Below are 22,127 nucleotides of genomic sequence, written 5' to 3'. Positions count from 1 at the left end.
CCGTGCAGGTCGAAGGTGACCTGCACACTCCGAGCGCACCAAAGATGAGAAGTGTTCTGGCCACACTCCTGGTGCACGCCGACCAGGTCGTGCCCGTATCGTCACTGATACGCGAACTGTGGGACGAGGAACCTCCGGTCAGCTGCTTGACCACGCTGCAGACCTACATCCTCAACCTGCGCAAGCTGCTGGCGTCCGCGACGGGAATGACCGCCCGTCAGGTCGCCTCCGAGATCCTCGTGACCCGGTCCGGGGGCTATCTGTTTCGGACAACCGAGGGGGATCTGGACGTCCACCGGTTCCACGAGCTGGTCGCGGACGGACGGCGGGCGCTGTCGTCGGGGGACGACCACGCCGCGCTGTCCACCCTCTCCAGCGCGCTCCAGCTGTGGCGCGGACCCGCACTCGTCGACGTTGTCGCCGGGCGGATCCTCGAGGGGCGGCGCCAGCAGTTCGAGGAGGCCCGGCTGGTCGTCCTGGAGTACCTCGTCGACACCCAGCTGCGGCTCGGCATGTACCGGGAGGTGCTCACCGAGCTCGCGGCGCTGACGGCCGACAACCCGTACCACGAGGGGCTGCACGCCCAGTACATGCGGGCGCTCTACCTCAACGGCCGGCGGGCGCAGGCCCTGGAGCTCTTCCAGCGTCTGCGGGTCAACCTGGTGAACCATCTCGGCCTCGAGCCGGGCCCGATGGCCCAGGAACTGCACCGCTCCATCCTCAACGCGGAGTCGATCGACGCGCAGGGCAACCTTCGCAGGCCGACCGGGGACATCGTGCGCATGTCGTCCTCCGGGGCGGTGCGGATCTACTGACACCGGGTGGAGCCCGGTCCGTCCGGCGGCGGACCGGGCTCCGTGTGTTCCGTGGCGCGGTGGGGGTCTCGCGGCGCGGTCGCCGGGTGTTCCGTGGTGAGTGGGGCGGTCGTCGCGCGGTGCGGCAGCCGGGCCTTTTGCGCCGCGGGGGCAGGTCTTTGCGGCGGCGGGTGGTCGCCCGTGGGGCGACAGACCACCCCTGGTGGCGCGGGCGCCCGGCCGCCGGGAGTCCGGCGAGCGCTCCTGGAGAGCGGAGCCCTGCCCCGGAGTCCGACGGACCGGTCCTCCGGGCGGGGCGGGTCCTCGCCCGGTGACCGGGCCCGCCGCGTTCTCCCACCGCCGGACCGGGCGGTGGCCGCTCAGGCCGGGGTCGACGCGCTGACGAACCTGACGGGCGTGGGCAGATGGAGCGGGCCGTCGCCGCGCAGGCGGTCCAGTTCGGTGGTCAGGCGGTGGCGCAGCTGCCGGCTCTCGTATTCCGGGAGGTGCTGCCACAGCAACCGCATTCCCTGAGTGTGGGACCAGTCGACCCAGGTCTCGCCGTCCGGCGCGCGCAGTGGGATGTGCTCGTCGATGACCTCCACCTCCTCGAACCCGGCGCGAACCATGGTGCGGGTCAGGTCGCCGGTGTCCTGCAGCCAGCTGTTGAACCGCCGCTTCAGCGCTTCCGGCCGCCAGTCGGTCGGCAGGTTGCGCAGCAGCCGTTCCGGAATCAGCTCCGTGAACACGGGCGGCAGGAAGGGGAACGTGTCCTCCGTGAAGACCGGGCTGGTGAAGGCGATCCGGCCGCCCGGTCGCAGCAGGGTCGCGTACCGCGGGAGCGCGGCCGGTGCGTCCGGCAGGAAGATCAGGCTGTAGCTGCCGGTCACCACGTCGAACGAGGCGGGCGGGAGGTCGGGCTGCTCACCGTCCATGACCCGGACCTCGACATGCCGGGTGCCGAGCGCCCTGGCCTGCCGGCGGGCCTCCTCCACCATGGCGGGCGCGATGTCGATGCCGAGAACATGACCGGACGGGCCGACCCGTTCCGCCGCCACGAACAGCGACGCGCCGCGACCGCACCCCACGTCGAGAACGCGCTGTCCGGGTTGTGGATCGGCCCGTTCCACGAGTCGTCGGCCCATCGGTGTGAAGAACTCGACGCCCAACTGGTCATAGGTCGCGGCGGCATCGTTGAACGCCTCGGTGACCGTCGATTTGTACTTCGTATTGTCCATGGCTCCTCCGCGTGACGAAAGCCGACCGGACCACCCTGGCCCGTCCGTCTGAAATATGGGTCGAAATGCGCTCGGCAGCTGCTCGAAACCGGCTTGTCGACCGGTCGAGTTGTGTGGAAAAGGATTGTTGCGGAGAGTCGTGCAAGTCAGGATGAACGCATCGACGACCGACAGGGAGTGCCGACCGTGAGCGATCACATCGACATTGTTCGCCGGATGGTGAACAGCTACAACACCGGGCAGACGGACGACGTGGCCGAGTTCATTCACGAGGAGTACCTCAATCCCGGTGCCCTGGAACACATGCCGGAATTGCGTGGTCCCGAAGCGTTCGCACTCGCGGTGAAGTGGCTGAAGCTCACTTTCTCCGAGGATGCGCATCTCGAGGAGATCGGATACGAGGAAAAGGGCAGCTGGGTGAGGGCGAAACTCGCCCTGTACGGACGCCAGGTGGGCGAACTCGTGGGGATGCCCGCCACCGGGCGCAAGTTCTCCGGTGAGCAGATCCACCTCATCCGGATCGTGGACGGCAAGATCCGCGACCACCGCGACTGGCCGGACTACCTCGGCACCTACCGCCAGCTCGGCGAGCCCTGGCCCACGGAGGAGGGCTGGCGGCCCTGAGCAGCGTGTCCGGCACGCCCACGCCCAAGGGAAGGAACACGGTGAGCACTTCCTCACCCGGGGAACCCCTGGAACCGACCGACCAGGACCTCGACGTACTCCTGAAGAACCTCGGCAATCTGGTGACCCCGATGGCCGTCCGGGTCGCCGCGACGCTCCGCCTGGTCGACCATCTCCTGGCCGGAGCCGACACCGTCGCCGGCCTCGCCGCCCGCACGGACACCCACCCCCAGGCGCTCGCCCGCCTGGTCCGCCACCTGGTCGTGGTCGGCGTCCTGGAGGGCGGAGAGCCTGACCGGCCGCTGCGCCCCACCCGCCTCGGGCTGCTCCTCGCCGACGACCATCCGGCGCAGCAGCGGGCCTGGCTGGACCTGAACGGGGCCGTCTCCCACGCCGACCTGGCCTTCACCGGGCTCCTCGACGTGGTCCGCACCGGCCGCCCCGCCTACTCCGGGCGGTACGGGCGGCCCTTCTGGGAGGACCTCTCGGAGGACCGGGCGCTGGCCGACTCCTTCGATGCCTTGATGTCCTGCGACGAGGACCTGGCCTACGAGGCCCCGGCCGGCGCGTACGACTGGTCGGCGGTGCGGCACGTCCTCGACGTGGGCGGCGGCAACGGCGGTCTGCTCGCAGCGATCGCCCAGCGGGCCCCGCATCTGCGGGGCACCCTGATCGAACTGGCGGGCCCCGCCGAGCGCGCCCGGCGCACGTTCACGGACGCCGGACTCGCCGACCGGGTCACCGTGGCGGAGGGCGACTTCTTCAAGCCGCTGCCCGTCACCGCCGACCTCGTCGTGCTGTCCTTCGTCCTGCTCAACTGGTCCGACGAGGACGCGCTGACGATCCTGCGCCGGTGCGTCGAGGCGCTGGAACCAGGAGGCAGGCTCCTCGTCCTCGACCGGGCCGACGTCGAGGGGGACGGCGCCGACCGCTTCTTCAGCACCCTGCTCGACCTGCGGATGCTGACGTTCATGGGGGGCCGGGTGCGCACCCGGGACGAGGTGGTGGCCCTGGCCGCATCGGCCGGCCTCACTCTGGCCTCGGAGCGCACCAGCGGTTCCACGACCCTCCCGTTCGACTTCTCCGTCCTCGAGTTCACCGCCGCTCCCGGGGCGGCCCACCCCGTCCTCCCAGCACAGGAGTAGACACATGTCCGAACGCATCGTGCCCAGTGGGGACGTCGAGCTGTGGAGCGACGACTTCGGTGACCCGGCGCACCCGGCGCTGCTGCTCGTCATGGGCGGCAACCTCTCCGCCCTGGGCTGGCCCGACGAGTTCGCCCAGCGGCTCGCCGACGGCGGTCTCCACGTCATCCGTTACGACCACCGCGACACCGGCCGTTCGACCACCCGCGACTTCGCCGCCCACCCCTACGGCTTCGGCGAACTGGCCGCCGACGCGGTCGCCGTCCTCGACGGCTGGGGCGTCGACCGCGCCCATGTCGTCGGCCTGTCGATGGGGGCGACCATCACCCAGGTCATCGCTCTGGACCACCACGATCGGCTGAGCAGCCTGACCATGATGCTGGGCGGCGGGCTCGACATCGACTTCGACGGCAACATCGAGCGCGTGATGCGCGGTGAACCCACACCGGACGGCCTGCCCGGGCCCCGGCAGCCGTTCCTGGACGCGCTCGCCCTGATGAACCAGCCCGCCGAGGGGCGCGCCGCCGAGGTGGTCAAGCGCGTGAGCAAGTGGCGCATCCTCTCCGGAACCGGCGTGCCGTTCGACGACGCGGAGTACGCGCGCTGGGAGGAACGGGCGATCGACCACGCGGGCGGCACCCTCACCGAACCGTACGCGCACTACTCACTGACCCTGCCGCCGCCGGCGCGGGCCGCCGAACTGAGTGACGTCACCGTGCCGACCCTGGTCATCCAGGCCGAGCACGACCCCATCGCACCCGCACCGCACGGCAAGCACCTCGCCGGGCTCATTCCCACCGCCCGTCTGGTGGAGATCCCGGGCATGGGACACGCCCTGCCGTCCTCGGTCCACGGCCCGCTGGCCGAGGTCATCCTCGCCCACGCCCGCTCGGTGTCATGACCGTCGCGGACGAACAGCGGGCGGGCGAGACGATGTACGGGGCCGATCTCGCCCGCGTCTACGACCTGGTGCACCGGGAGCGCGGCAAGGACTACCGCACCGAGACCGAGGCGGTCGCCGCCGCCGCCCGGCAGCGCAGGCCCGGCGCCCGGCGGCTGCTCGACATCGCGTGCGGCACCGGCGGGCATCTGCGGCACTTCGCCGAGCTCTTCCCGCATGTCGAGGGACTGGAGTTGTCCGCGCCGATGGCCGAGGCGGCCCGCGCCGCGCTGCCCGGATTGACCGTGCACCCGGGGGACATGCGCGACTTCCGTCTCGACGCCACCTTCGACGTGGTGACCTGCATGTTCGGATCCATCGGCTACATGTCGTCGGTCACCGAACTGTGCCGGGCGCTGAGCATGTTCGCCCGGCACCTCGAGCCCGGCGGGGTGGCCGTGGTCGACCCGTGGTGGTTCTACGAGACGTTCGCCGACGGCCATGTCTCGGCCGACGTCGTGACCGTCGACGGCGTCACCGTCTCCCGGGTCTCGCACTCCGCCCGACGCGGCCGCACCTCGCACATGGACGTGCACTTCGTGGTCGCCGAACCCGGCGCCGGAGCCCGGCACTTCGTCGACACGCACATCATCTCCCTGTTCAGCCGGGCCGAGTACGAACAGGCGTTCAGGCAGGCCGGTTTCGCTGTCGAGTACCTGCCCGAGGCACCGTCGGGCCGCGGCCTGTTCGTCGGCGTCCTCGGGTGAAGCAGCGACGGGAACCCGCAAGAAACGACGAGAGAGGAACGACATGAACGACCACGAGGTCGACGTTCTGGTGGTGGGTGCGGGGCTCGGTGGCCTGTCGACGGCGATGTTCCTCGCCCGGCAGGGTGTCCGGGTGCTGGTGGTGGAGCGCAGGTCAGGCCTCTCCCCCTACCCGCGGGCCGCCGGGCAGAATCCGCGGACCATGGAGCTGTTGCGCATCGGGGGCGTCGCGGACGAGGTGACCCGGGCCGACGACATCCGCGGAGCCCAGGGCGACTTCGTCATCCGGCTCGCGCAGAGCGTGCGGGGGGAGATCCTGCGGACCGTGTCGGAGAGCTTCGACGACATGGTGGCCGCGACCGATCCGTGCACGCCGGCCGGCTGGGCGATGCTGTCCCAGGACAAGCTGGAGCCGATCCTGCTCGCACAGGCGCAGCGCCACGGCGGCGTCATCCGCTTCGACACCCGGCTGATGTCGTTCCACCAGGACGAGGACGGTGTCACGGCCCGGCTGGAGGGGCCCGAGGGCGAGTACGACCTGCGCGCCGGGTATCTCGTGGGTGCCGACGGCAACCGCAGCCTGGTGCGGGAGTCGCTGGGCATCGAGCGGTTCGGGCACGGCACGCTGACCCACATGGTCGGCATCATCTTCGACGCGGACCTCTCCGGCATCATGGAGCCGGGCACGACCGGCTGGTACTACCTGCACCACCCCCGGTTCACCGGCACCTTCGGTCCCACGGACCGGCCCGATCGGCACACCCTCTTCGTCGAGTACGACCCCGACGAGGGCGAGAGTCCCGAGGACTTCACACCACAGCGTTGCATCGAACTCATCGGCCTCGCGCTGGACGCCCCCGAGGTGCGGCCCGAGCTCGTCGACATCCAGGGCTGGGAGATGGCGGCCCGCATCGCCGAACGCTGGCGCGAGGGGCGGGTGTTCCTGGCCGGGGACGCGGCGAAGGTCACCCCGCCCACCGGGGGCATGAGCGGCAACGCGGCCGTCGCCGACGGGTTCGACCTCGCCTGGAAGCTGGCGGCGGTGCTGCACGGGCAGGCCGGGCCGGGGCTCCTCGACACCTACGAGGACGAGCGCAAGGTCGCCGCGGAGCTGGTCGTGGCCGAGGCGCTGGCGATCTACGCGCAGCGGATGGCGCCGCACATGGCGGATGTGTGGGACAAGTCGGTGGGGTACGCCGAGACGCTGCTCGGTTTCCGCTACCGCTCCTCGGCGGTTCTGGCCACGGACGTCGACCCGGCGCGGGTGGAGAACCCGCTGGACCCGAGCGGTCGCCCGGGCTTCCGCGGACCGCACGTCATGGTGTCCCGGCACGGCGAGCGGCTCTCCACGGTCGACCTGTTCGGCGACGGCTGGACCCTGCTGGCCGGCGAGCTGGGGTCCGACTGGGTCGCGGCGGCGGAGACGGTCGCGACGGAACTGGGCATCCCCGTCCGGGCGTACCGGATCGGCGCCGGCCTCACGGACCCGGAGGACGCGGTGGCCGACCGCTACGGCATCGGAAAGGCCGGCGCGAGTCTGGTCCGCCCCGACGGCATCGTCGCCTGGCGCACGGACGAACCGGCGGCCGACGCGGCGAACACCCTCGGCGGTGTTCTGCGCAAAATCCTCTCTCGCTGACACGGGGTCGGCACGCGGCAGGGGCCCCGACCCCGCACCCCGCCGGAGTGTTCGGCGGGGTGCGCCGGCCTGTGGGGGTTCCGGAACCGGCGCGGGTGGATCGGGAGCGGGTACGGCGGACGTTCGCCGGTGGGGGCGTACGGCAGAGGGAGCCGGTGCGACCCACAGGGTGCCGGAGGCGGTCACGGGCCGGCGGTGGTGATCGGAGCTCAGGGCATCAGGGGCGGCCGGCAGATCGTGGAGCGGCCGGGTGCGGCGGGCATGCCGCCGGCAGCCGTGACGGCCGCGTCCCCGTCGGCGGAATCCCCACAGCGGGTGAGCGCCTCGGACCCGGCGGCTCACGCCGGTGGCGCCCGCGGGGCCCTCCGGCGTCATGCCCAGCCGTCGGACCGTGCGGGCGCCCGCCGTGCGTCAGGCCAGGTCCAGCTCCTGCGACAGGACGTCGTGCGGGCGGGACTTCGGGTCGCCGATGAGTGCGGCCGCCCGGCGGACGCGGTCGACCAGGAGGGCTTGGCGGCGGATCGCGGACGTGTCGGTGAGGGGGCCGCCGCCCGAGAGGGCCGCGCGGACGAAGGCGTCCATCGCGTTGAAGACCTGGTTGTCCTCGGGCAGCGAGCGCTCCGTCACCACGTCCTGCTGTTCGATCCTGACCACCGGCTTCAGCTGCTCCGGCGGTGTGAAGGCACGCCGGACGCTCACCCGGCCCCGGTTGCCCCACAGCGCGTAGGCCGAGCGGTAGGAATGCTCGAAGCCGAAGTCCAGCTGGGCCGTCACCCCCCGGTCGTCGCTCAGCAGCACACTGCCCGCCACATCCACGCCGGTCGCCTCGTCCACGCGCAGACAGGCGCCGAGCACGTCGAGCTCCCCCGTCAGGTACAGCTGGGCCGCCCGCAGCGGATACACCCCGACGTCGAGCAACGCGCCCCCGCCCAGCGCCGGCTGGTACCGGAACGACTCCGGCGCCAGTGGCGGCACGGCGAACGATCCCGAGAACTGCCGCAGTTCTCCGACGGCCTCGCCGAGCATCGCGCGCACCGCGGCGTGTTGGGAATGGTGCAGGAACATGAAGTTCTCAGCGAGCACGAGTCCGAGTTCCGACGCGGTCGACATCAGCTCGAGCGTTTTCTCGTACGCGTCCGACATCGGTTTCTCGACGAGCACGTGCTTTCCCGACCGCAAAGCCCGCAGCGCCCACTCGTGATGCATGCCGGGCGGCAGCGGAATATAGACGGCGTCCAGGTCGTCCCGCTCGACGAGTTCCGCGTAATCCCCCACACCACCGCAGCCGAATGCGGCTCCCACGCGTTCGGCCCTGGCCTTGTCACGACTGGCCACCGCGACGAGGTCGACGTGGTCATGCGCGGCGAGAACGGGCATGATCCGGCGCATCGCGATGTTCGCCGTACCGATCACGCCCATTCGGAGCGCCCGTTGCTGACGGTGCTCTGGCATAGGGGTCCTCATCACCTTGCGGGAGTCCAGTGGGTTGCCCACCGTACGGGCGGCAGATCAAGCACCGCTTGAGGAACGGTGGATGCGTAAAAGGGCAGGCGGAATAGGGCAGTTCGAGTGTTCTTCTAATACGGCCCCGTACCTTGCCGAGGGAATCGGATGACGGAGGTGGCGGGGTGACGGCGGCGACGCATGCCCTGGGACGCGAACTGCAACTCGTCCACGCGGCACAGTGGCTCTACGCGATCAACGGCGAGCCGTTCGTGCCGGGGGAGGGCGACCCGTACGCGCGGCTGGTGCGGGGATTCGAGACAGGCGAAGGCGGCACGGACGACGCGGGCGGAGTGCTCGCGTCGATCGCGGAGCGAGGGCCGGTGTGGCGCAGCCGGCTCGACACCTGGGTCGTCACCGGCCCCGCGGCGCTCCGGCAGCTGTCCGGCTGCCCGGACCTGGCGGTGTCCGCCGCCGTGCCGCAGGCGGAGACCTGGCTGCCCGACCCGGCACGCCAGCGCACGACGGAGCTCGCCAGGGACCTGGCACTGCGGGGCGGGACGAGGGCCGTGCGCGGGCACACCGGGGCGCTACGGGAACGGGCCGGACAGGCCGCGGCCCGGCTCGAACCGGGCCGGGCCGACCTGGTGGCGGACTTCGTCCAGCCACTGACCGCGGCGGTGTACGCCGCACTCCTGGACGTCCCCGAAGAGCGGCACGCGGCTTTCGCCGTCGACATCGCCGCGGTGACCCCGGCCGTGGACGCGCTGCTCTGCCCACAGACGCTGGAGGTGACGCGGCGCCTGGCGGAGGGTGTCCGGGGACTGCGGGAGCTCTTCGCCGGGGGCGACCGGGCGGAGGCCGGCCTGGTGCTCGCCGTGGCCGGCGCGCGGGCCGCGGCGGACCTGCTCGGCAACGCCCTCCAGACGCTCCTCGACCGGCCGCGGGAGTGGGAACTGCTGCGCTCCGATCCCGCGCACGCGGCCCGGGTGGTCGTGGAGGCCCTGCGCGACCGGCCGCTGTGGCGGGCGCACCCCCTGGTGGCCCTCGCCCCGGCCGAGGTGGCCGGCAACCGTATCGAGACCGGTGACCCCGTCACCGTCGTGATCACCGGGACCGGCGGCGATCCGGCCCCGCTGCCCGTGGCCGCCTGCGCCACCGTGCTCCCGGCCGCACGGGCACAGGCCGAGCAGGCCCTGGCGGCGCTGGCCGCGCGGTTCCCGCTGCTGCGGCCGGACGGCTCGCCGGTGCGTGCGCGCAGGGCGCCCCTGACCCGGCGCCTGGTCAGGCTGCCGGTCCGACTCGGCGAGGAGGAGACGCGATGAGGGTTCTGTTCACCTCACTGGCCCACCACACCCACTACTACCCACTCGTGCCGCTGGCGTGGGCCCTGCGTACCGCGGGCCACGAGGTGCGGATCGCCAGCCAGCCCGAGCTGACCGACGTCATCACGGGCACGGGACTGACCGCCGTGCCCGTCGAGTGGTCGCTCGGGGCGCTGGAGGACCTGGGGCTGCTCGGCAAGCTCCACGACGAGGCCTCGGCCCACGTCCAGGGCTTCGACTACGCCGCCCGAGGCGAACACCCGTGGACCTACGAGCAGTTGCTGGGCCTGGAAAGCGTCATGGTGCCCACGCTCTACGGCGCGCTCAACAACGACACCATGGTCGACGCCCTGGTGGACTTCGCCCGCTCCTGGCAGCCCGACCTCATCGTCTGGGAGACCTTCACCCTCGCCGGGGCCATCGCGGCGCGCGTGACCGGCGCGGCACACTGCCGGCTGGTCTCCGGCCCCGACATCAGCGTGCGGGCCCGCAAGGAGTTCCTGCGGCTGGCCGCCGAGCAGGAGCCGGAGCACCGCGAGGACCCCACGGCGGAGTGGCTGGAACGCACGCTGCTGCGGCTGGGATCCGGCGCCGGGTTCGACGAGGACATGGTCACCGGCCAGTGGACGGTCAACACCACGCCGCCCAGCACCCAGCTCGACCTGGAACTGCCGACCGTCCAGGTGCGGCACGTGCCGTACAACGGCCCCGCGGTGGTGCCGGACTGGCTGCGGGCCGATCCCGGGCGAAGCCGGATCTGCGTGACACTCGGTTCCTCGGCCTCGGACGTCGGCGTCGACCTGGCCGGACTCCTGGCCCATCTCGCGGAGCTGGACGCGGAGATCGTGGCCACCGTCGACGAGGCGACCCGTGAGGCGGCGAAGGACCTGCCGGACAACGTACGCCTGGTGGACTTCGTCCCGCTCAACGATCTGCTGCCCACGTGTGACGCGGTCGTGCACCACGGGGGCGTCGGCACCAAGGCGACGGCCGAACTGCACGCCGTGCCCCAGCTGATCCTGGCCTTCGGCTGGGACACCGAGGTCATGGGCCGTGGCCTGGAGGACATCGGCGCCGGCCTGTGCGTGCCGAGCGCCGACCTGCTTCCGGATGTGCTGCGCAAGCAGGTCCAGCGACTGATCACCGAGCCGTCGTTCGCCCACGGGGCCCGGCGGCTCCAAGAGGAACTGCTCGCCGTGCCCAGCCCCAACGAGGTCGTCCCGGTGCTGGAGCGGCTGGTCGCCGAACATCGCGGCGATCCCCCTGCCGGACGGGCGGCGTACGGCACGAACGGCTCAGTCCACGACCGAGGGTGAGGGGTTCAGAGGTGACGGACACCAAGGCGCTGGTGCTGGAACTGGCGCGCAAGTACCACAAGGAACAGGGGACGCGCGCCTTCGAACCGGGGATCACGCCGATCCTGTCCTCGGGTGCGGTCCTCGACGAGGAGGACCGGCACGCTCTGGTCGAGGCGGCGCTGGAGATGCGGATCGCCGCCGGTGTGCGCACCCGGAAGTTCGAGAGCGACTTCGCCCGCTACTTCCGGCTGCGCAAGGCGCACATGGTGAACTCGGGATCGTCGGCCAACCTGCTGGCGGTCAGCGCGCTCACCTCGCCGAAGCTGAAGGACCTGCGGCTGCGCCCCGGCGACGAGGCCATCACGGTGGGCGCCGGCTTCCCCACGACGATCAACCCGCTCGTCCAGAACGGTCTGACACCGGTCTTCGTCGACGTGGAACTGGGCACCTACAACGCCTCACTGGCCCAGATCGAGGCAGCGATCTCCCCGCGCACCAGGCTCATCATGATCGCGCACGCTCTCGGCAACCCGTTCCCGGTCGCCGAGGTGGCGGAACTGGCCTCCCGCCACGACCTGTTCTTCATCGAGGACAACTGCGACGCCGTCGGCTCCACCTACGGGGGCAGGCTCACCGGTACCTTCGGCGACCTGTCGACGGTGAGCTTCTACCCCGCCCACCACATCACCGCGGGCGAGGGCGGCTGCGTTCTCACGTCGAGCCTCGAACTGGCCCGGATCGTGGAGTCGATGCGCGACTGGGGCCGCGACTGCTGGTGCGAACCGGGCACCGACAACACCTGCCTGAAGCGGTTCGACTACCAGCTCGGCACCCTCCCGGCCGGCTACGACCACAAGTACATCTTCTCCCACGTCGGTTACAACCTGAAGGCCACCGACCTCCAGGGAGCCCTGGCGCTCAGCCAGTTGCAGAAGGTGGACGACTTCGGCGCGGCCCGGCGGCGCAACTGGCAGCGGCTGCACGACGGACTGGCCGGCGTGCCCGGACTGCTGCTGCCGCGGGCCACGCCGGGCAGCGATCCGAGCTGGTTCGGCTTCGCCCTGACCGTGCTGCCCGGCGCGGGCTTCACCCGCAGGGACCTGGTCGACTTCCTGGAAGGCCGGAAGATCGGCACCCGCCGGCTGTTCGGCGGGAACATCACCCGCCACCCCGCCTACCAGGACGTGCGCTATCGGGTCGTGGACGAGCTGACCAACTGCGACACCGTCACGGAGGACACCTTCTGGATCGGCGTCTATCCGGGGCTCACCAGCGAAATGCTCGACTACGTCGTCGAGTCCATCACCGAGTTCTGCACGCGAAGGGGCTGATCAGACCATGTCCGCACAAGCCAGCCGGGTCGCCGTCGTCACCGGTGCCACCAGCGGCATCGGCCTCTCCGTCGCACGGTCGCTGGCCGCAGCCGGCCACCGCGTGTTCCTCTGCGCCCGGGACGCCGACCGGGTCGCGCTCACCGTCAAGGAGCTGCGCGCGGAGGGCCACGACGTGGACGGTGCCGCCTGCGACGTACGCGACGTGGCGCAGATCGAGGCCCTGGTCGCCGCCGCCGTGGAGCGCTACGGGCCCGTCGAGGTGCTCGTCAACAACGCCGGCCGCAGTGGTGGCGGCCAGACCCACACGATCACGGACGAACTGTGGGACGACGTGATGGCCACCAACCTGGACAGCGTCTTCCGCGTCACCCGCACGGTGCTGACCACCGGCCGCATGCGGGAGGGGAGCTGGGGCCGGATCGTGAACATCGCCTCCACCGGCGGCAAGCAGGGCGTGGTGCTCGGCGCCCCCTACTCCGCCTCCAAGCACGGGGTCGTCGGCTTCACCAAGGCCCTGGGCCTGGAGCTGGCCAAGACCGGCATCACGGTCAACGCGGTGTGCCCCGGCTATGTGGAGACCCCCATGGCGGAGCGGGTCCGGCAGGGCTACGCCGCCGCCTGGGAGACCACGGAGGAGGAGGTGCTCGACCGGTTCCAGGCCAAGATCCCCCTCGGCCGCTACAGCACACCCGACGAAGTGGCGGGCCTGGTCGGCTACCTGGTGACCGACACGGCCGCATCCATCACCGCGCAGGCGATCAACGTCTGCGGCGGGCTGGGCAACTACTGAGGAGAGCCATGCCGGACGAGACCGTGCACCACACCGTTCACGAGATCGACGTGCGAGCGCCCGCCGAAGCGGTGTTCGACCTCGTCGCCGAAGCCTCGCGCTGGCCGGTGCACTTCCCGCCCAGCGTCCATGTCGAGCGTCTGGAGGGCGACGACCGGCAGGAGCGGCTGAGGATCTGGGCGACGGCCAACGGGGAGGTCAAGAGCTGGACCTCGCGCCGCGAACTGGACCGTGCGGCACTGCGAGTGACGTTTCGTCAGGAAGTGTCCCGCGAGCCGGTGCGGAGCATGAGCGGCGAGTGGCGGCTGGAGCCGCTCGGCGCGGACCACACCCGGGTGCGGTTCACACACGCGTTCACCGCCGTCGACGACGCCCCGGAGCACGTCGAGTGGATCCGCCGGGCGATCGACACCAACAGCGGCGCCGAACTCGAGGCGTTGCGCCGGGGCGTCGAGGACGCGGCCCCGGGCCTCACCTTCACGTTCGACGACAGCGTGCACGTGGAAGGCTCGGCGAAGGACGCCTATGAGTTCATCCGCGCCGCCGACCGCTGGAGGGAGCGGCTGCCGCACGTCGCCCGGGTCGTCCTCACCGAGGACACCCCGAACGAGCAGATCCTCGAGATGGACACGCTCACCGCCGACGGCGAGACCCACACCACCCGTTCGGTGCGTGTCTGTTTCCCCGCCGAGCGGATCGTGTACAAGCAGATCCGGACGCCGGCGCTGATGGCCGCGCACACCGGCGAATGGATCTTCGAGGAGGACGGGCGGGGCTGCACGGTCACCTCCCGGCACACCGTGCGGATCGAGCCGGACGCCGTGACCACCGTCCTCGGCCCGCAGGCCGACGTGGCCGCCGCCCGCACCATGATCCGGGAGGCACTCGGGCGCAACAGTCTCACCACGTTGCGGTGCGCCGCGGAGCACGCGAAGCGGCTGCACGCCGCCGAGCCGGTCTCCGCCGAGACGTACGTCGCCGTGCAGCAGTTCTACGCGCGGCAGATGCGGCTCCTCGACGAGCGGCAGGCCGAGGAGTGGGCGGGGACGTTCACCGAGGACGGCGTCTTCGCGCAGAACACGGTCCCCGAGCCGTTGCGCGGGCGGGAGGCCGTCGCCACGGCCGTACGCCGGAACCTGGAACGCACGGCGGACACCCCGGAGCAGCGGCGGCACGTGTTCTCCATGCTCACCGTGGTGCCCGGGCCCGACGGCTCCCTGAGCACCCGCTGCTACGCCCAGGTCCTGGTGACCCCGGCAGGGGGGCAGACCAGGCTGCACCTGAGCGCGGTGTGCGAGGACGAACTGGTGCCGCACGGGGCCGGCTGGCTGGTCCGCCACCGCAGGGTCGAGCACGACGGCGTCTGAGCGTTCACTCGACCGCACGCACGCCTGCGGGCCGCACCGGAGAACGGTGCGGCCCGCAGGCGTGCGTGGGCCCCTCTCCCAGAGGGGTCAGGTGAGGGAGAGGCCGCCGTCGACCGGGACGACCGCGCCCGTCATGTAACGGCCGCCGGGGTCGGCCAGAGCCGTGACCCACCACGCCACGTCCTCGGGCGTGGCCACCCGCCCGAGGGGGATCCGCTCGGAGAGCTGACGGAGGAACCCCTGGTACTCCTCGGCCGACATGCCGACCCGCTCCCCGATGCCGGTGTCGGTCACGCCCGGGGCCACCGACACCACCCGGATACCGCGCGGCGCGAGCTCCACGGCCCAGGTGCGCGTGAAGTGGTTGAGCGCCGCCTTCGTGGCCCAGTAGACCGAGTTGTCGGGGAATGCCTGGATGCCCAGCGACCCGGCGGAGCTGATGTTGACGATGGTGCCGCCGGTCACCTCCAAGGCGTCCAGCGCGGCCTGTGCCACGAAGGCCGGTGCGATCAGGTTGATGGCGACCTGCTGCTCGGTCGCGGCCCGGTCGAGCTTGGCGAGCGGCGCGAACGTGCCGGTCCCGGCGTTGTTGACCAGCACGTCGACACGTCCGAACGCCCGCAGCGCGGTCTCCACCACCACCTCACCGGCTGCCGGTTCGGTGATGTCCGCCACCAGGGTGCGGATTCCGTCGTGGCCGTCGGCGGTCTCGTCGAGGGCGGCGGCGGTGCGGCCCACGACCAGGACACGGTCGCCCTGCCCGGCGAAACGGCGGGCCGTCGCACGGCCGATCCCGGTGCCACCACCAGTGATGATCACAGTCCTAGGAGTCATGCCGGGACGCTACTGACGACGGCTCGAAGCGCGGTCGAGGTCAGTCGCCCGGCCGGTCGTCCCGTGTGATGCGCCGCTCCGCCACGAGCAGTTCACCGTTCTGCCGGGCCAGCCGGTCGCGCATCACGCAGGACAGGTGCACCCGCGGGGCGCCACCGCGCGCGGTAGCCAGTATCTGCACGTACGACACGGTCTCGAAGCCGTCGGCGGTGCCGCGGGCGGTCGTCATCGTCACCCAGTGACGGTGCACCTCCCCGGCCGCGGCCCGTCCCTCGGTCGCCGCCCGCGCGCCGGCGGCGATGTTGTCCCGGCCCCGGACGGGCTCGGTCATCGACGGGGCGGCGAAGGTGGCGTCGGACGTGAACGTGCCGGCCCACGCCTCGGCCTCACCACTGTCGAGCAGCTGCATGTGGCGGGCGTAGAACTGCTGGATGTCCGTGCTGTGTGCGCTGTTCGCGTTGTCCATGAACGGCCTCCCGTGACGACGGTCCTCCCTGCCCGACCCTGACGCACCCCTGTCGAATCCCGCTCGAGACGGCGGCGGTCGTCGAGCGGGATTCCAATGCCTTCCGAGCGGCTGCGGCCAGGCTGGCCGGGTCGTCCAGGAGGTGACCGTGCGCATCATTGACCTGTCCTCGCCGGTGGACTCCGGCTCGTTCGAACCGGACCCGGTTGTCCATGAGGTGATGTCCCCGCGTGAGGGCGCGCTGCACATGCGCGACGAGATGCGGCAGCACTTCGGTATCGAATTCGACCCCGACGACCTGCCCGACGGCGAGTTCCTCTCGCTGGACCGGCTGAGTCTGACCACCCACACCGGCACGCACGTCGACGCGCCCTCGCACTACGGCTCACGGACGACGTACGGCACAGGTGTGCCCCGGCACATCGACGCCATGCCGCTGGAGTGGTTCCTCGCCCCCGGAGTGGTCCTGGACGTCCGGGGCCGTGAGGCGGGCGTGGTCGACGCGGCCGATCTGCGCAAGGAACTGGACCGGATCGGGTACACACTCGCCCCGTCCGACATCGTCATCCTGCACACCGGCGCCGCCGCATGGTCGGGCACCAGCCGGTACTTCACCGACTTCGTCGGACTCGACGCGAGCGCCATCGCCTTCCTGCTCGACGCCGGCATCCGCGTGGTCGGCACCGACGCGTTCAGTCTGGACGCGCCGTTCGCCACGATCATCGCCGAATACCGGCGGACCGGGGATCCCGCCGTGCTCTGGCCGGCTCACTTCGCCGGACGTCACCGGGAGTACTGCCAGATCGAGCGGCTCGCGGGACTGGAGGAACTGCCCGCGCCGTACGGCTTCCAGGTGGCCTGCTTCCCGGTGAAGGTGGCCGGTGCCGGGGCCGGCTGGGCGCGAGCGGTCGCCCTCGTCGACGACTAGGCCCCTTCTGATGGATCTCCGCGGCGTCGCGACGCCCGGCACGCTCCCCCGTTCTCGGCTTCGCTCGAACGGGAGGGGCCCCCACCGCCGCACCGCGTGAAGCCCAAGTAGCTCCGCTACGAGGGCTTCCACGCGGCACTCCCCAGGGGGGACCCCCAGAGCACGCACCGAACGCCGCTCCTTCTCCCACGGAGATCCATCAGAAGGGGCCCAGGGGGTGTCGTTCGCCACCCCTCCCAGGACCAGCACGGCCCACCGCCGCCTGGCGCCCAAGACAGCAGCCGACCCGAGGAGAAACCATGTACAGCACGGACCTCGCCGAGGTCTACGAGACGGTGTACCGCAGCCGGGGCAAGGACTGGGCGGCGGAGGCCGAGGACATCGCGGCCGTGGCACGCCGGCACGCCCCGGGCGCCGACACACTGCTCGACGTGGCCTGCGGCACCGCCGCCCATCTCGGCCCGTTCAGCAAGCTCTTCGCCACGGCGGAGGGCTTGGAGATCGCCGCGCCGATGCGTGACCTGGCGCTGAAGCGGTGGCCCGGCCTGACCATCCACGAGGGCGACATGCGCGACTTCGACCTCGGCCGCCGGTACTCCGTCGTCACCTGCATGTTCTGCGCCATCGGCTACCTGGGCAGCGTCGAGGAGATGCGTTCCGCCGTGGCCTCGATGGCCCGCCATCTCGACCCGGGAGGCGCGCTGATCATCGAACCGTGGTGGTTCCCCGAACAGTTCGAGGAAGGGTTCGTGGCCGGGGACCTGGCTCGCGAGGGCGACCGGACCGTGGCCCGGATCTCCCACTCCACCCTCCAGGGGCGCGCCACCCGCATGGAGGTGCGCTTCCTCGTCGGGGAACCGTCGGGCATCAGGACCTTCACCGAGATCGACGTTCTGACCCTCTTCACGCGCGAGGAGTACGAGCAGGCGTTCACGGACGCCGGCTGCTCCGTCACGTACCAGCCGGGTCCGCCGACGGGCCGCGGCCTCTTCGTCGGAGTCAAGGAGCGGGAGGTGTCCGGACGATGACCACATACGTCTGGGACTATCTGCGGGAGTACGTCGAGGAGCGCGAGGAACTCCTCGACGCCGTCGACACGGTGTTCCAGTCCGGTCAGCTCGTCCTCGGAGAGAGCGTCTCCCGCTTCGAGCAGGAGTTCGCCGCCTACCACGGGCAGAGGCACTGCGTGGGTGTGGACAACGGCACCAACGCCATCGTCCTCGGCCTGCAGGCGCTCGGGGTGAAACCGGGCGACGAGGTGATCACCGTGTCGAACACGGCGGCCCCGACCGTCCTGGCCATCGACGCCGTCGGGGCCCGGCCGGTCTTCGTCGACGTGCGCGAGGAGGACTACCTCATGCGCACCGACCTGCTCGCCGACGCGCTCACCGAGCGCACCACGGCCATCGTGCCGGTGCACCTGTACGGGCAGTGCGTCGACATGGCCGCGGTGACCGCCTTCGCCGAGCGCCACGGGCTGAAGGTCCTGGAGGACTGCGCCCAGGCCCACGGCGCCCGGCACCACGGCCGGCTGGCCGGGACCATGGGAGACGCCGCGGCCTTCTCCTTCTACCCGACGAAGGTGCTCGGGGCGTACGGCGACGGCGGCGCCGTGGTCACCCGGGACGCCGGCACGGACGCGCATCTGCGACGGCTGCGCTACTACGGCATGGAGGACAGGTACTACGTTGTCCAGACCCCCGGGCACAACAGTCGCCTCGACGAGGTCCAGGCCGAGATCCTCCGCCGCAAACTACGGCGTCTCGACGCCTACATCGAGGGCCGGCGGCGCGTGGCGCGACGCTATGCGGAGGGGCTGGGGGACACCGGCCTGGTCCTCCCCGCGAACGCGGTGGGAAATGATCACGTCCACTACGTCCACGTGGTGCGCCACCCCGAGCGGGACCGCATCATCGAGCGGCTCAAGGCGTACGACATCGAGCTGAACATCAGTTACCCCTGGCCGGTGCACACGATGAGCGGCTTTTCGCACCTCGGCTACCGTGCGGGCGATCTGCCGGTGACCGAGCGGCTGGCGAAGGAGATCTTCTCCCTGCCGATGTACCCCTCGCTGCCGCAGCACGTCCAGGAGAAGGTGATCGAGGCGCTCCGTGAGGTGATCGCCGGCCTCTGAAGCCGTGCGCGTGCGGGAAACACCGTGTCCCGGTGAGGCGCCGGCCTCACCGGGACACGGTGTTTCCCGGTCTGTCGTCAGGCCCTGTGGTAAAGGCTGTGCAGGCAGGCGATCAGACTGCGGGCCTGGACGTTGACGTAATGGCTGTGCCGCAGCAGGTCCGACAGCTGGTGCAGCGTCATCCAGCGATGGTCGGGATGGTCGCGGGGCACGTCCTGGTCGGTCTCCACGATCAGGTAGCGGTTGAGCGCCTGGAAGAAGCGGCCGCCCTCCTCGGAGAGCACCGTGTCGAACCGGACGCGCTCCGCGGGCGCCCCGAGCACCTCGTCGAGGAAGGGCGGGGCGGTCCCGCCGGGCAGCTGCGCGTAGCTCTCCGCGACGCACTGCACGGTCGGGCCCAGCTCCACCACGTCGGCGAAGCCCGGCTCCACGCGCGCGTGCACCAGGACGTGCAGCACCCCCTCGAACCGCCGGACGAGGAAGGCGATGACGCCCTCTCCGACCGGTTCGATCATCGGCTGGCTCCACTGGTGGACCTCTCGGCCGCCGGCGTCCACCCGTACCCCGATGACGTCGAAGAAGGCGCCCGCCTCGTGACGGATGCGCTCGTCGGTGCGGTTCCAGTCCCGCAGCTCGCCGAGCGCGACCCGGCGGACCGCGATGTCGTTGCTCGTGCGCCGGTCGGTGATCCAGCCGAGGACCTCCGCCTCGCTGTGCACAGCGCGCGACCCGGGGTCGCCCGAGCGCACCAGCGCGGACCGGAAGTCGTCGCTGTCCGGCTTGTCGACACCCGCCCCGGTGAACGGCAGACACGACAGCACGGTCCGGGCGTCCATGTTGACGGTGTCCCTGCGCCCCATCAGCTCATGGATCTGGCCCAGCGGCATCCACCGGTAGCCGTCGAGGGCTTCCACCGGCTCCGGCAGTTCGACGACCACGTTGCGGTTGCGCTTGCGGTAGAACCACGACCCCTGCTCGGACTGCCGTACGTCGGCGAGCACCCCGGGACGGCTGTGGATGTCCAGGAAGTGCTCCAGATACGGCACCGGGCGTCCCTGGTGGACCCGGGTGTAGTTGCTGCGGGTCGCCTGGACGGTCGGGGAGAGCTGGAGCCCCTCCGCGTTGCCGGGCTCGACCTTCGCCTGCATCAGGCAGTGCAGCACCCCGTCGACGGGGGCGGTGAGGATGCCCAGGATGCCGATCTCGGGCTGGTTGATGATCGGCTGGGTCCACCGCGGGACCGGCGCGCCCGGACGCTCGACCTCCAGTCCGTGCACGGTGAAGAACCGGCCCGTGTGGTGGCGCAGGTCGCCGGTGTCCGGGTCGGTCTCCCAGCCCTCCAGGGCGTGCAGGGGGACCCGGTCGACATGGGTGTAGGCCCGCCGGCCGTAGTCGGCGAACCAGTCCGTGAAGTCGGAGAGGTCGCCGAGAGGGCCGGTCCGCAGTCGCGCCGACGCGTCGATCCGCCGCTCGACGGGATCGCGGGTCGACGTGGAGGTGTGGGCACGCGAGTCGGTCATGAGACCTCCAGGGAGGTGGTGCCGGCTGCCGCTTCCCACATCGCCCGGACGGAGTCGCCGAGGGAGATCGTGGGCCGCCAGCCGAGCACCTGGGCGGCGAACCGGATGTCCGCGCAGGTCCAGCCGCCACCCTTGCTGGCGACCTCGGCGGAGTTGAGCCGTGCCGACGTGGCGTCCACGCCGGCCGCGTCGAACAGGGACTCGACCAGGTCGCGCATGGGCACCGCCTCACCGCGCCCGATGTTCACGACCAGGCCGGTGACGGCTGCGTGCACCGCGGCGACGGCCGCCCGGGCCAGATCCCGCACGTCGACGAAGTCCCGCCGGGCGTCGGCGACGTCGAGGGTGAGCTCGTCGCCGGGACCGAGGGCGCGCAGCCGGGCCACGACGGCACCGAGGAAACTGGCCGACGTGGTGTGCGGTCCGCAGACGTTGACCGCGCGCAGCACGACCCCGTCCACCCTGCCCGCCCGGGTCTGGGCGAGCAGGTGCTCGGAGCCGGTGCGCTTGGTCAGCCCGTACGGGGTCAGCGGGCCGGGTTCGCGGTGTTCGTCGATGAGGACACCGTCGGGCACGGGTCCGTACTCGTGGATCGACCCCATCTGGACGATCCGCAGTCGTCGGGATGTCGCGGCGCACCCGTCGACCAGGCGCTCCAGGAGGTCGATGTGGGCGCGGCGCATCTCCTCCACAGTGGCGCCCCAGCCGCCGGTGGCGTTGACGACCGTGTTGACCCGGTGCGCGTCGAGGAGTGCGGCGAGCTGCTCGGGCGTGGTGTCGACGACATCGAGGGGAACGAAGGCGTGCGCCCGTGTGTGGGGGGCCGGGCGCCGGGCCACCGCGAGCACCCGGTGCCCGGTCCGCAGCAGCTCGGCACAGACACTGCGGCCGACGCACCCGGTGGCACCCAGCACGGCCACGGCGCCGGCGGCCGTCTCGTCCTGCTTCCTGGTGGACATCACCGGGCTCAGCGCTGGACGCCGATGCCGGAGGGCTGCCACAGGCGCTCCTCGACCTCCGCGGACTCGGCGTAGTCGGGCAGCAGACCCTGGGCCCGTGCCGCGGCGAAGGACAGCGCGACCCGGTCCCGGTCCGACTGCACCGTGTCCAGGTCCGAAGGGACGCGCACGCCCAGGTCCTTGTCGAAGACGTCGACGGCGAGCTCGTTCTCGGCCACGTACGGGCCCGTGAGCAGGTAGGACATGACGGTGTCGTCCTCGAGCGCCACGAAGGCGTGACCGACGCCGACCGGGAAGTACGAGGCGCGGAAATGGACCTGGTCCATCTCGACCGCGTCCCACTGCCGGAAGGTCGGCGAGCCGACCCGCAGGTCGACCACGATGTCGAGGGCCCGGCCGCGTGCGCAGTACACGTACTTCGCGGTGCCGGGCGGCGTGACGGTGAAGTGGATGCCGCGGACCGTGCCGCGCCGGGAGATGCTGTGGTTGGTCTGCGCCACCGGGAAGTGCGGCCGTCCCAGGGCCTGCTGGAACGCCTCCAGCTGGAAGGGCGAGACGAACAGCCCGCGATGGTCACGGAACTGACGGGGGGTGAATTCGTACGCTCCCTCGACCTTGAGCTTACGGATCTGCATCGCTTGG

At 71.3% G+C, this 22,127-nt stretch carries 21 protein-coding genes; 14 read left to right on the top strand and 7 right to left on the bottom strand.

The genetic code is table 11. The features are described 5' to 3' along the window. Positions 1–44: 44 nt before the first annotated feature. Positions 45–815: an AfsR/SARP family transcriptional regulator gene (locus QNO09_RS00530; RefSeq protein WP_283967990.1), complete on the top strand. Its 771-nt coding sequence runs from the start codon at positions 45–47 to the stop codon at positions 813–815. Between the two features lie 359 nt (positions 816–1,174). On the opposite strand, the gene QNO09_RS00525 is transcribed toward QNO09_RS00530, so the two are convergent. Further along, positions 1,175–2,032, bottom strand: a complete 858-nt coding sequence (locus QNO09_RS00525; protein ID WP_283967989.1) for a class I SAM-dependent methyltransferase — start codon at positions 2,030–2,032, stop codon at positions 1,175–1,177. A 186-nt stretch (positions 2,033–2,218) separates the two neighbouring features. On the opposite strand from QNO09_RS00525, the gene QNO09_RS00520 reads away from it, so the two are divergent. The 5 genes from QNO09_RS00520 to rdmE are packed head-to-tail and all read left to right on the top strand — an operon-like array spanning position 2,219 to position 7,087. Continuing rightward, complete coding sequence (locus tag QNO09_RS00520; protein ID WP_283967988.1) at positions 2,219–2,656, top strand: SnoaL/DnrD family polyketide biosynthesis methyl ester cyclase; 438 nt, start codon at positions 2,219–2,221, stop codon at positions 2,654–2,656. 41 nt (positions 2,657–2,697) lie between these two features. After that, the gene (locus tag QNO09_RS00515) at positions 2,698–3,801 is read left to right on the top strand and encodes a methyltransferase (RefSeq protein ID WP_283967987.1); all 1,104 of its coding nucleotides are present in this window, start codon (positions 2,698–2,700) and stop codon (positions 3,799–3,801) included. 4 nt (positions 3,802–3,805) lie between these two features. Then, positions 3,806–4,702 (top strand): anthracycline biosynthesis tailoring methylesterase RdmC, encoded by an 897-nt coding sequence (gene rdmC / locus QNO09_RS00510; RefSeq protein WP_283967986.1) that lies wholly within the window; start codon positions 3,806–3,808, stop codon positions 4,700–4,702. A 32-nt stretch (positions 4,703–4,734) separates the two neighbouring features. Beyond that, the gene (locus tag QNO09_RS00505; RefSeq protein ID WP_451520769.1) at positions 4,735–5,448 is read left to right on the top strand and encodes a class I SAM-dependent methyltransferase; all 714 of its coding nucleotides are present in this window, start codon (positions 4,735–4,737) and stop codon (positions 5,446–5,448) included. A 43-nt stretch (positions 5,449–5,491) separates the two neighbouring features. Then, complete coding sequence (gene rdmE / locus QNO09_RS00500) at positions 5,492–7,087, top strand: aklavinone 12-hydroxylase RdmE (protein WP_283967984.1); 1,596 nt, start codon at positions 5,492–5,494, stop codon at positions 7,085–7,087. A gap of 411 nt (positions 7,088–7,498) precedes the next feature. Here rdmE and QNO09_RS00495 read toward each other — a convergent pair whose 3' ends face one another. Further along, a complete protein-coding gene (locus QNO09_RS00495; RefSeq protein WP_451520768.1) occupies positions 7,499–8,506 on the bottom strand; it encodes a Gfo/Idh/MocA family protein in 1,008 nt (335 codons plus the stop codon). A 209-nt stretch (positions 8,507–8,715) separates the two neighbouring features. Here QNO09_RS00495 and QNO09_RS00490 point away from each other — a divergent pair, with 209 nt between their 5' ends. The 5 genes from QNO09_RS00490 to QNO09_RS00470 are packed head-to-tail and all read left to right on the top strand — an operon-like array spanning position 8,716 to position 14,644. After that, positions 8,716–9,855, top strand: coding sequence for a cytochrome P450 family protein (locus QNO09_RS00490; RefSeq protein WP_283967982.1), 1,140 nt, complete (start codon positions 8,716–8,718; stop codon positions 9,853–9,855). After that, on the top strand, positions 9,852–11,171 hold the full coding sequence (locus QNO09_RS00485) for an activator-dependent family glycosyltransferase (protein ID WP_283967981.1): 1,320 nt from the start codon (positions 9,852–9,854) through the stop codon (positions 11,169–11,171). The genes QNO09_RS00490 and QNO09_RS00485 overlap by 4 nt, the downstream gene beginning before the upstream one ends. 11 nt (positions 11,172–11,182) lie before the next feature. Next, positions 11,183–12,484 (top strand): lipopolysaccharide biosynthesis protein RfbH, encoded by a 1,302-nt coding sequence (rfbH, locus tag QNO09_RS00480; RefSeq protein ID WP_283967980.1) that lies wholly within the window; start codon positions 11,183–11,185, stop codon positions 12,482–12,484. 7 nt (positions 12,485–12,491) lie between these two features. Then, complete coding sequence (gene fabG / locus QNO09_RS00475; protein ID WP_283967979.1) at positions 12,492–13,277, top strand: 3-oxoacyl-ACP reductase FabG; 786 nt, start codon at positions 12,492–12,494, stop codon at positions 13,275–13,277. 8 nt (positions 13,278–13,285) lie between these two features. Then, a complete protein-coding gene (locus tag QNO09_RS00470) occupies positions 13,286–14,644 on the top strand; it encodes a nuclear transport factor 2 family protein (protein ID WP_283967978.1) in 1,359 nt (452 codons plus the stop codon). An 87-nt stretch (positions 14,645–14,731) separates the two neighbouring features. Here QNO09_RS00470 and QNO09_RS00465 read toward each other — a convergent pair whose 3' ends face one another. Next, positions 14,732–15,463 carry an SDR family NAD(P)-dependent oxidoreductase gene (locus QNO09_RS00465; protein WP_283968391.1) on the bottom strand — a complete coding sequence of 244 codons (732 nt, stop codon included), beginning with the start codon at positions 15,461–15,463 and terminating at the stop codon, positions 14,732–14,734. Positions 15,464–15,518: 55 nt separating this feature from the next. Continuing rightward, positions 15,519–15,944, bottom strand: a complete 426-nt coding sequence (locus tag QNO09_RS00460; RefSeq protein WP_283967977.1) for a nuclear transport factor 2 family protein — start codon at positions 15,942–15,944, stop codon at positions 15,519–15,521. 148 nt (positions 15,945–16,092) lie between these two features. Between QNO09_RS00460 and QNO09_RS00455 the strand changes: the two genes are divergently transcribed. The 3 genes from QNO09_RS00455 (at position 16,093) to QNO09_RS00445 (ending at position 19,006) form a co-directional block, all read left to right on the top strand. Further along, positions 16,093–16,872 (top strand): cyclase family protein, encoded by a 780-nt coding sequence (locus QNO09_RS00455; RefSeq protein ID WP_283967976.1) that lies wholly within the window; start codon positions 16,093–16,095, stop codon positions 16,870–16,872. Between the two features lie 299 nt (positions 16,873–17,171). Continuing rightward, positions 17,172–17,900 (top strand): class I SAM-dependent methyltransferase, encoded by a 729-nt coding sequence (locus QNO09_RS00450; protein WP_283967975.1) that lies wholly within the window; start codon positions 17,172–17,174, stop codon positions 17,898–17,900. Beyond that, entirely contained in the window at positions 17,897–19,006 is a 1,110-nt protein-coding gene (locus QNO09_RS00445) for a DegT/DnrJ/EryC1/StrS family aminotransferase (protein ID WP_283967974.1), read from the top strand. The genes QNO09_RS00450 and QNO09_RS00445 overlap by 4 nt, the downstream gene beginning before the upstream one ends. 77 nt (positions 19,007–19,083) lie before the next feature. Here QNO09_RS00445 and QNO09_RS00440 read toward each other — a convergent pair whose 3' ends face one another. The 3 genes from QNO09_RS00440 to QNO09_RS00430 are packed head-to-tail and all read right to left on the bottom strand — an operon-like array spanning position 19,084 to position 22,120. Beyond that, positions 19,084–20,526, bottom strand: coding sequence for an NDP-hexose 2,3-dehydratase family protein (locus tag QNO09_RS00440; RefSeq protein WP_283967973.1), 1,443 nt, complete (start codon positions 20,524–20,526; stop codon positions 19,084–19,086). Beyond that, positions 20,523–21,485, bottom strand: coding sequence for an NAD-dependent epimerase/dehydratase family protein (locus QNO09_RS00435; protein WP_283967972.1), 963 nt, complete (start codon positions 21,483–21,485; stop codon positions 20,523–20,525). The genes QNO09_RS00440 and QNO09_RS00435 overlap by 4 nt, the downstream gene beginning before the upstream one ends. Positions 21,486–21,493: 8 nt before the next feature. Continuing rightward, entirely contained in the window at positions 21,494–22,120 is a 627-nt protein-coding gene (locus QNO09_RS00430; protein WP_283967971.1) for a dTDP-4-dehydrorhamnose 3,5-epimerase family protein, read from the bottom strand. Positions 22,121–22,127 lie beyond the last annotated feature (7 nt).

Source organism: Streptomyces sp. 378 (genome assembly GCF_030124145.1).
GTDB lineage: Bacteria > Actinomycetota > Actinomycetes > Streptomycetales > Streptomycetaceae > Streptomyces.
This window is presented reverse-complemented; position numbering and strand designations above follow the sequence as displayed.

Coding starts and splice junctions, on each gene's coding strand:
- QNO09_RS00530 (WP_283967990.1), top strand. CDS start 45: ATGAGAAGTGTTCTGGCCACACTCCTGGTGCACGCCGACCAGGTCGTG.
- QNO09_RS00525 (WP_283967989.1), bottom strand. CDS start 2,032: ATGGACAATACGAAGTACAAATCGACGGTCACCGAGGCGTTCAACGAT.
- rdmC (WP_283967986.1), top strand. CDS start 3,806: ATGTCCGAACGCATCGTGCCCAGTGGGGACGTCGAGCTGTGGAGCGAC.
- QNO09_RS00505 (WP_451520769.1), top strand. CDS start 4,735: ATGTACGGGGCCGATCTCGCCCGCGTCTACGACCTGGTGCACCGGGAG.
- rdmE (WP_283967984.1), top strand. CDS start 5,492: ATGAACGACCACGAGGTCGACGTTCTGGTGGTGGGTGCGGGGCTCGGT.
- QNO09_RS00495 (WP_451520768.1), bottom strand. CDS start 8,506: ATGGGCGTGATCGGTACGGCGAACATCGCGATGCGCCGGATCATGCCC.
- QNO09_RS00485 (WP_283967981.1), top strand. CDS start 9,852: ATGAGGGTTCTGTTCACCTCACTGGCCCACCACACCCACTACTACCCA.
- fabG (WP_283967979.1), top strand. CDS start 12,492: ATGTCCGCACAAGCCAGCCGGGTCGCCGTCGTCACCGGTGCCACCAGC.
- QNO09_RS00470 (WP_283967978.1), top strand. CDS start 13,286: ATGCCGGACGAGACCGTGCACCACACCGTTCACGAGATCGACGTGCGA.
- QNO09_RS00460 (WP_283967977.1), bottom strand. CDS start 15,944: ATGGACAACGCGAACAGCGCACACAGCACGGACATCCAGCAGTTCTAC.
- QNO09_RS00450 (WP_283967975.1), top strand. CDS start 17,172: ATGTACAGCACGGACCTCGCCGAGGTCTACGAGACGGTGTACCGCAGC.
- QNO09_RS00445 (WP_283967974.1), top strand. CDS start 17,897: ATGACCACATACGTCTGGGACTATCTGCGGGAGTACGTCGAGGAGCGC.
- QNO09_RS00440 (WP_283967973.1), bottom strand. CDS start 20,526: ATGACCGACTCGCGTGCCCACACCTCCACGTCGACCCGCGATCCCGTC.
- QNO09_RS00435 (WP_283967972.1), bottom strand. CDS start 21,485: ATGTCCACCAGGAAGCAGGACGAGACGGCCGCCGGCGCCGTGGCCGTG.
- QNO09_RS00430 (WP_283967971.1), bottom strand. CDS start 22,120: ATGCAGATCCGTAAGCTCAAGGTCGAGGGAGCGTACGAATTCACCCCC.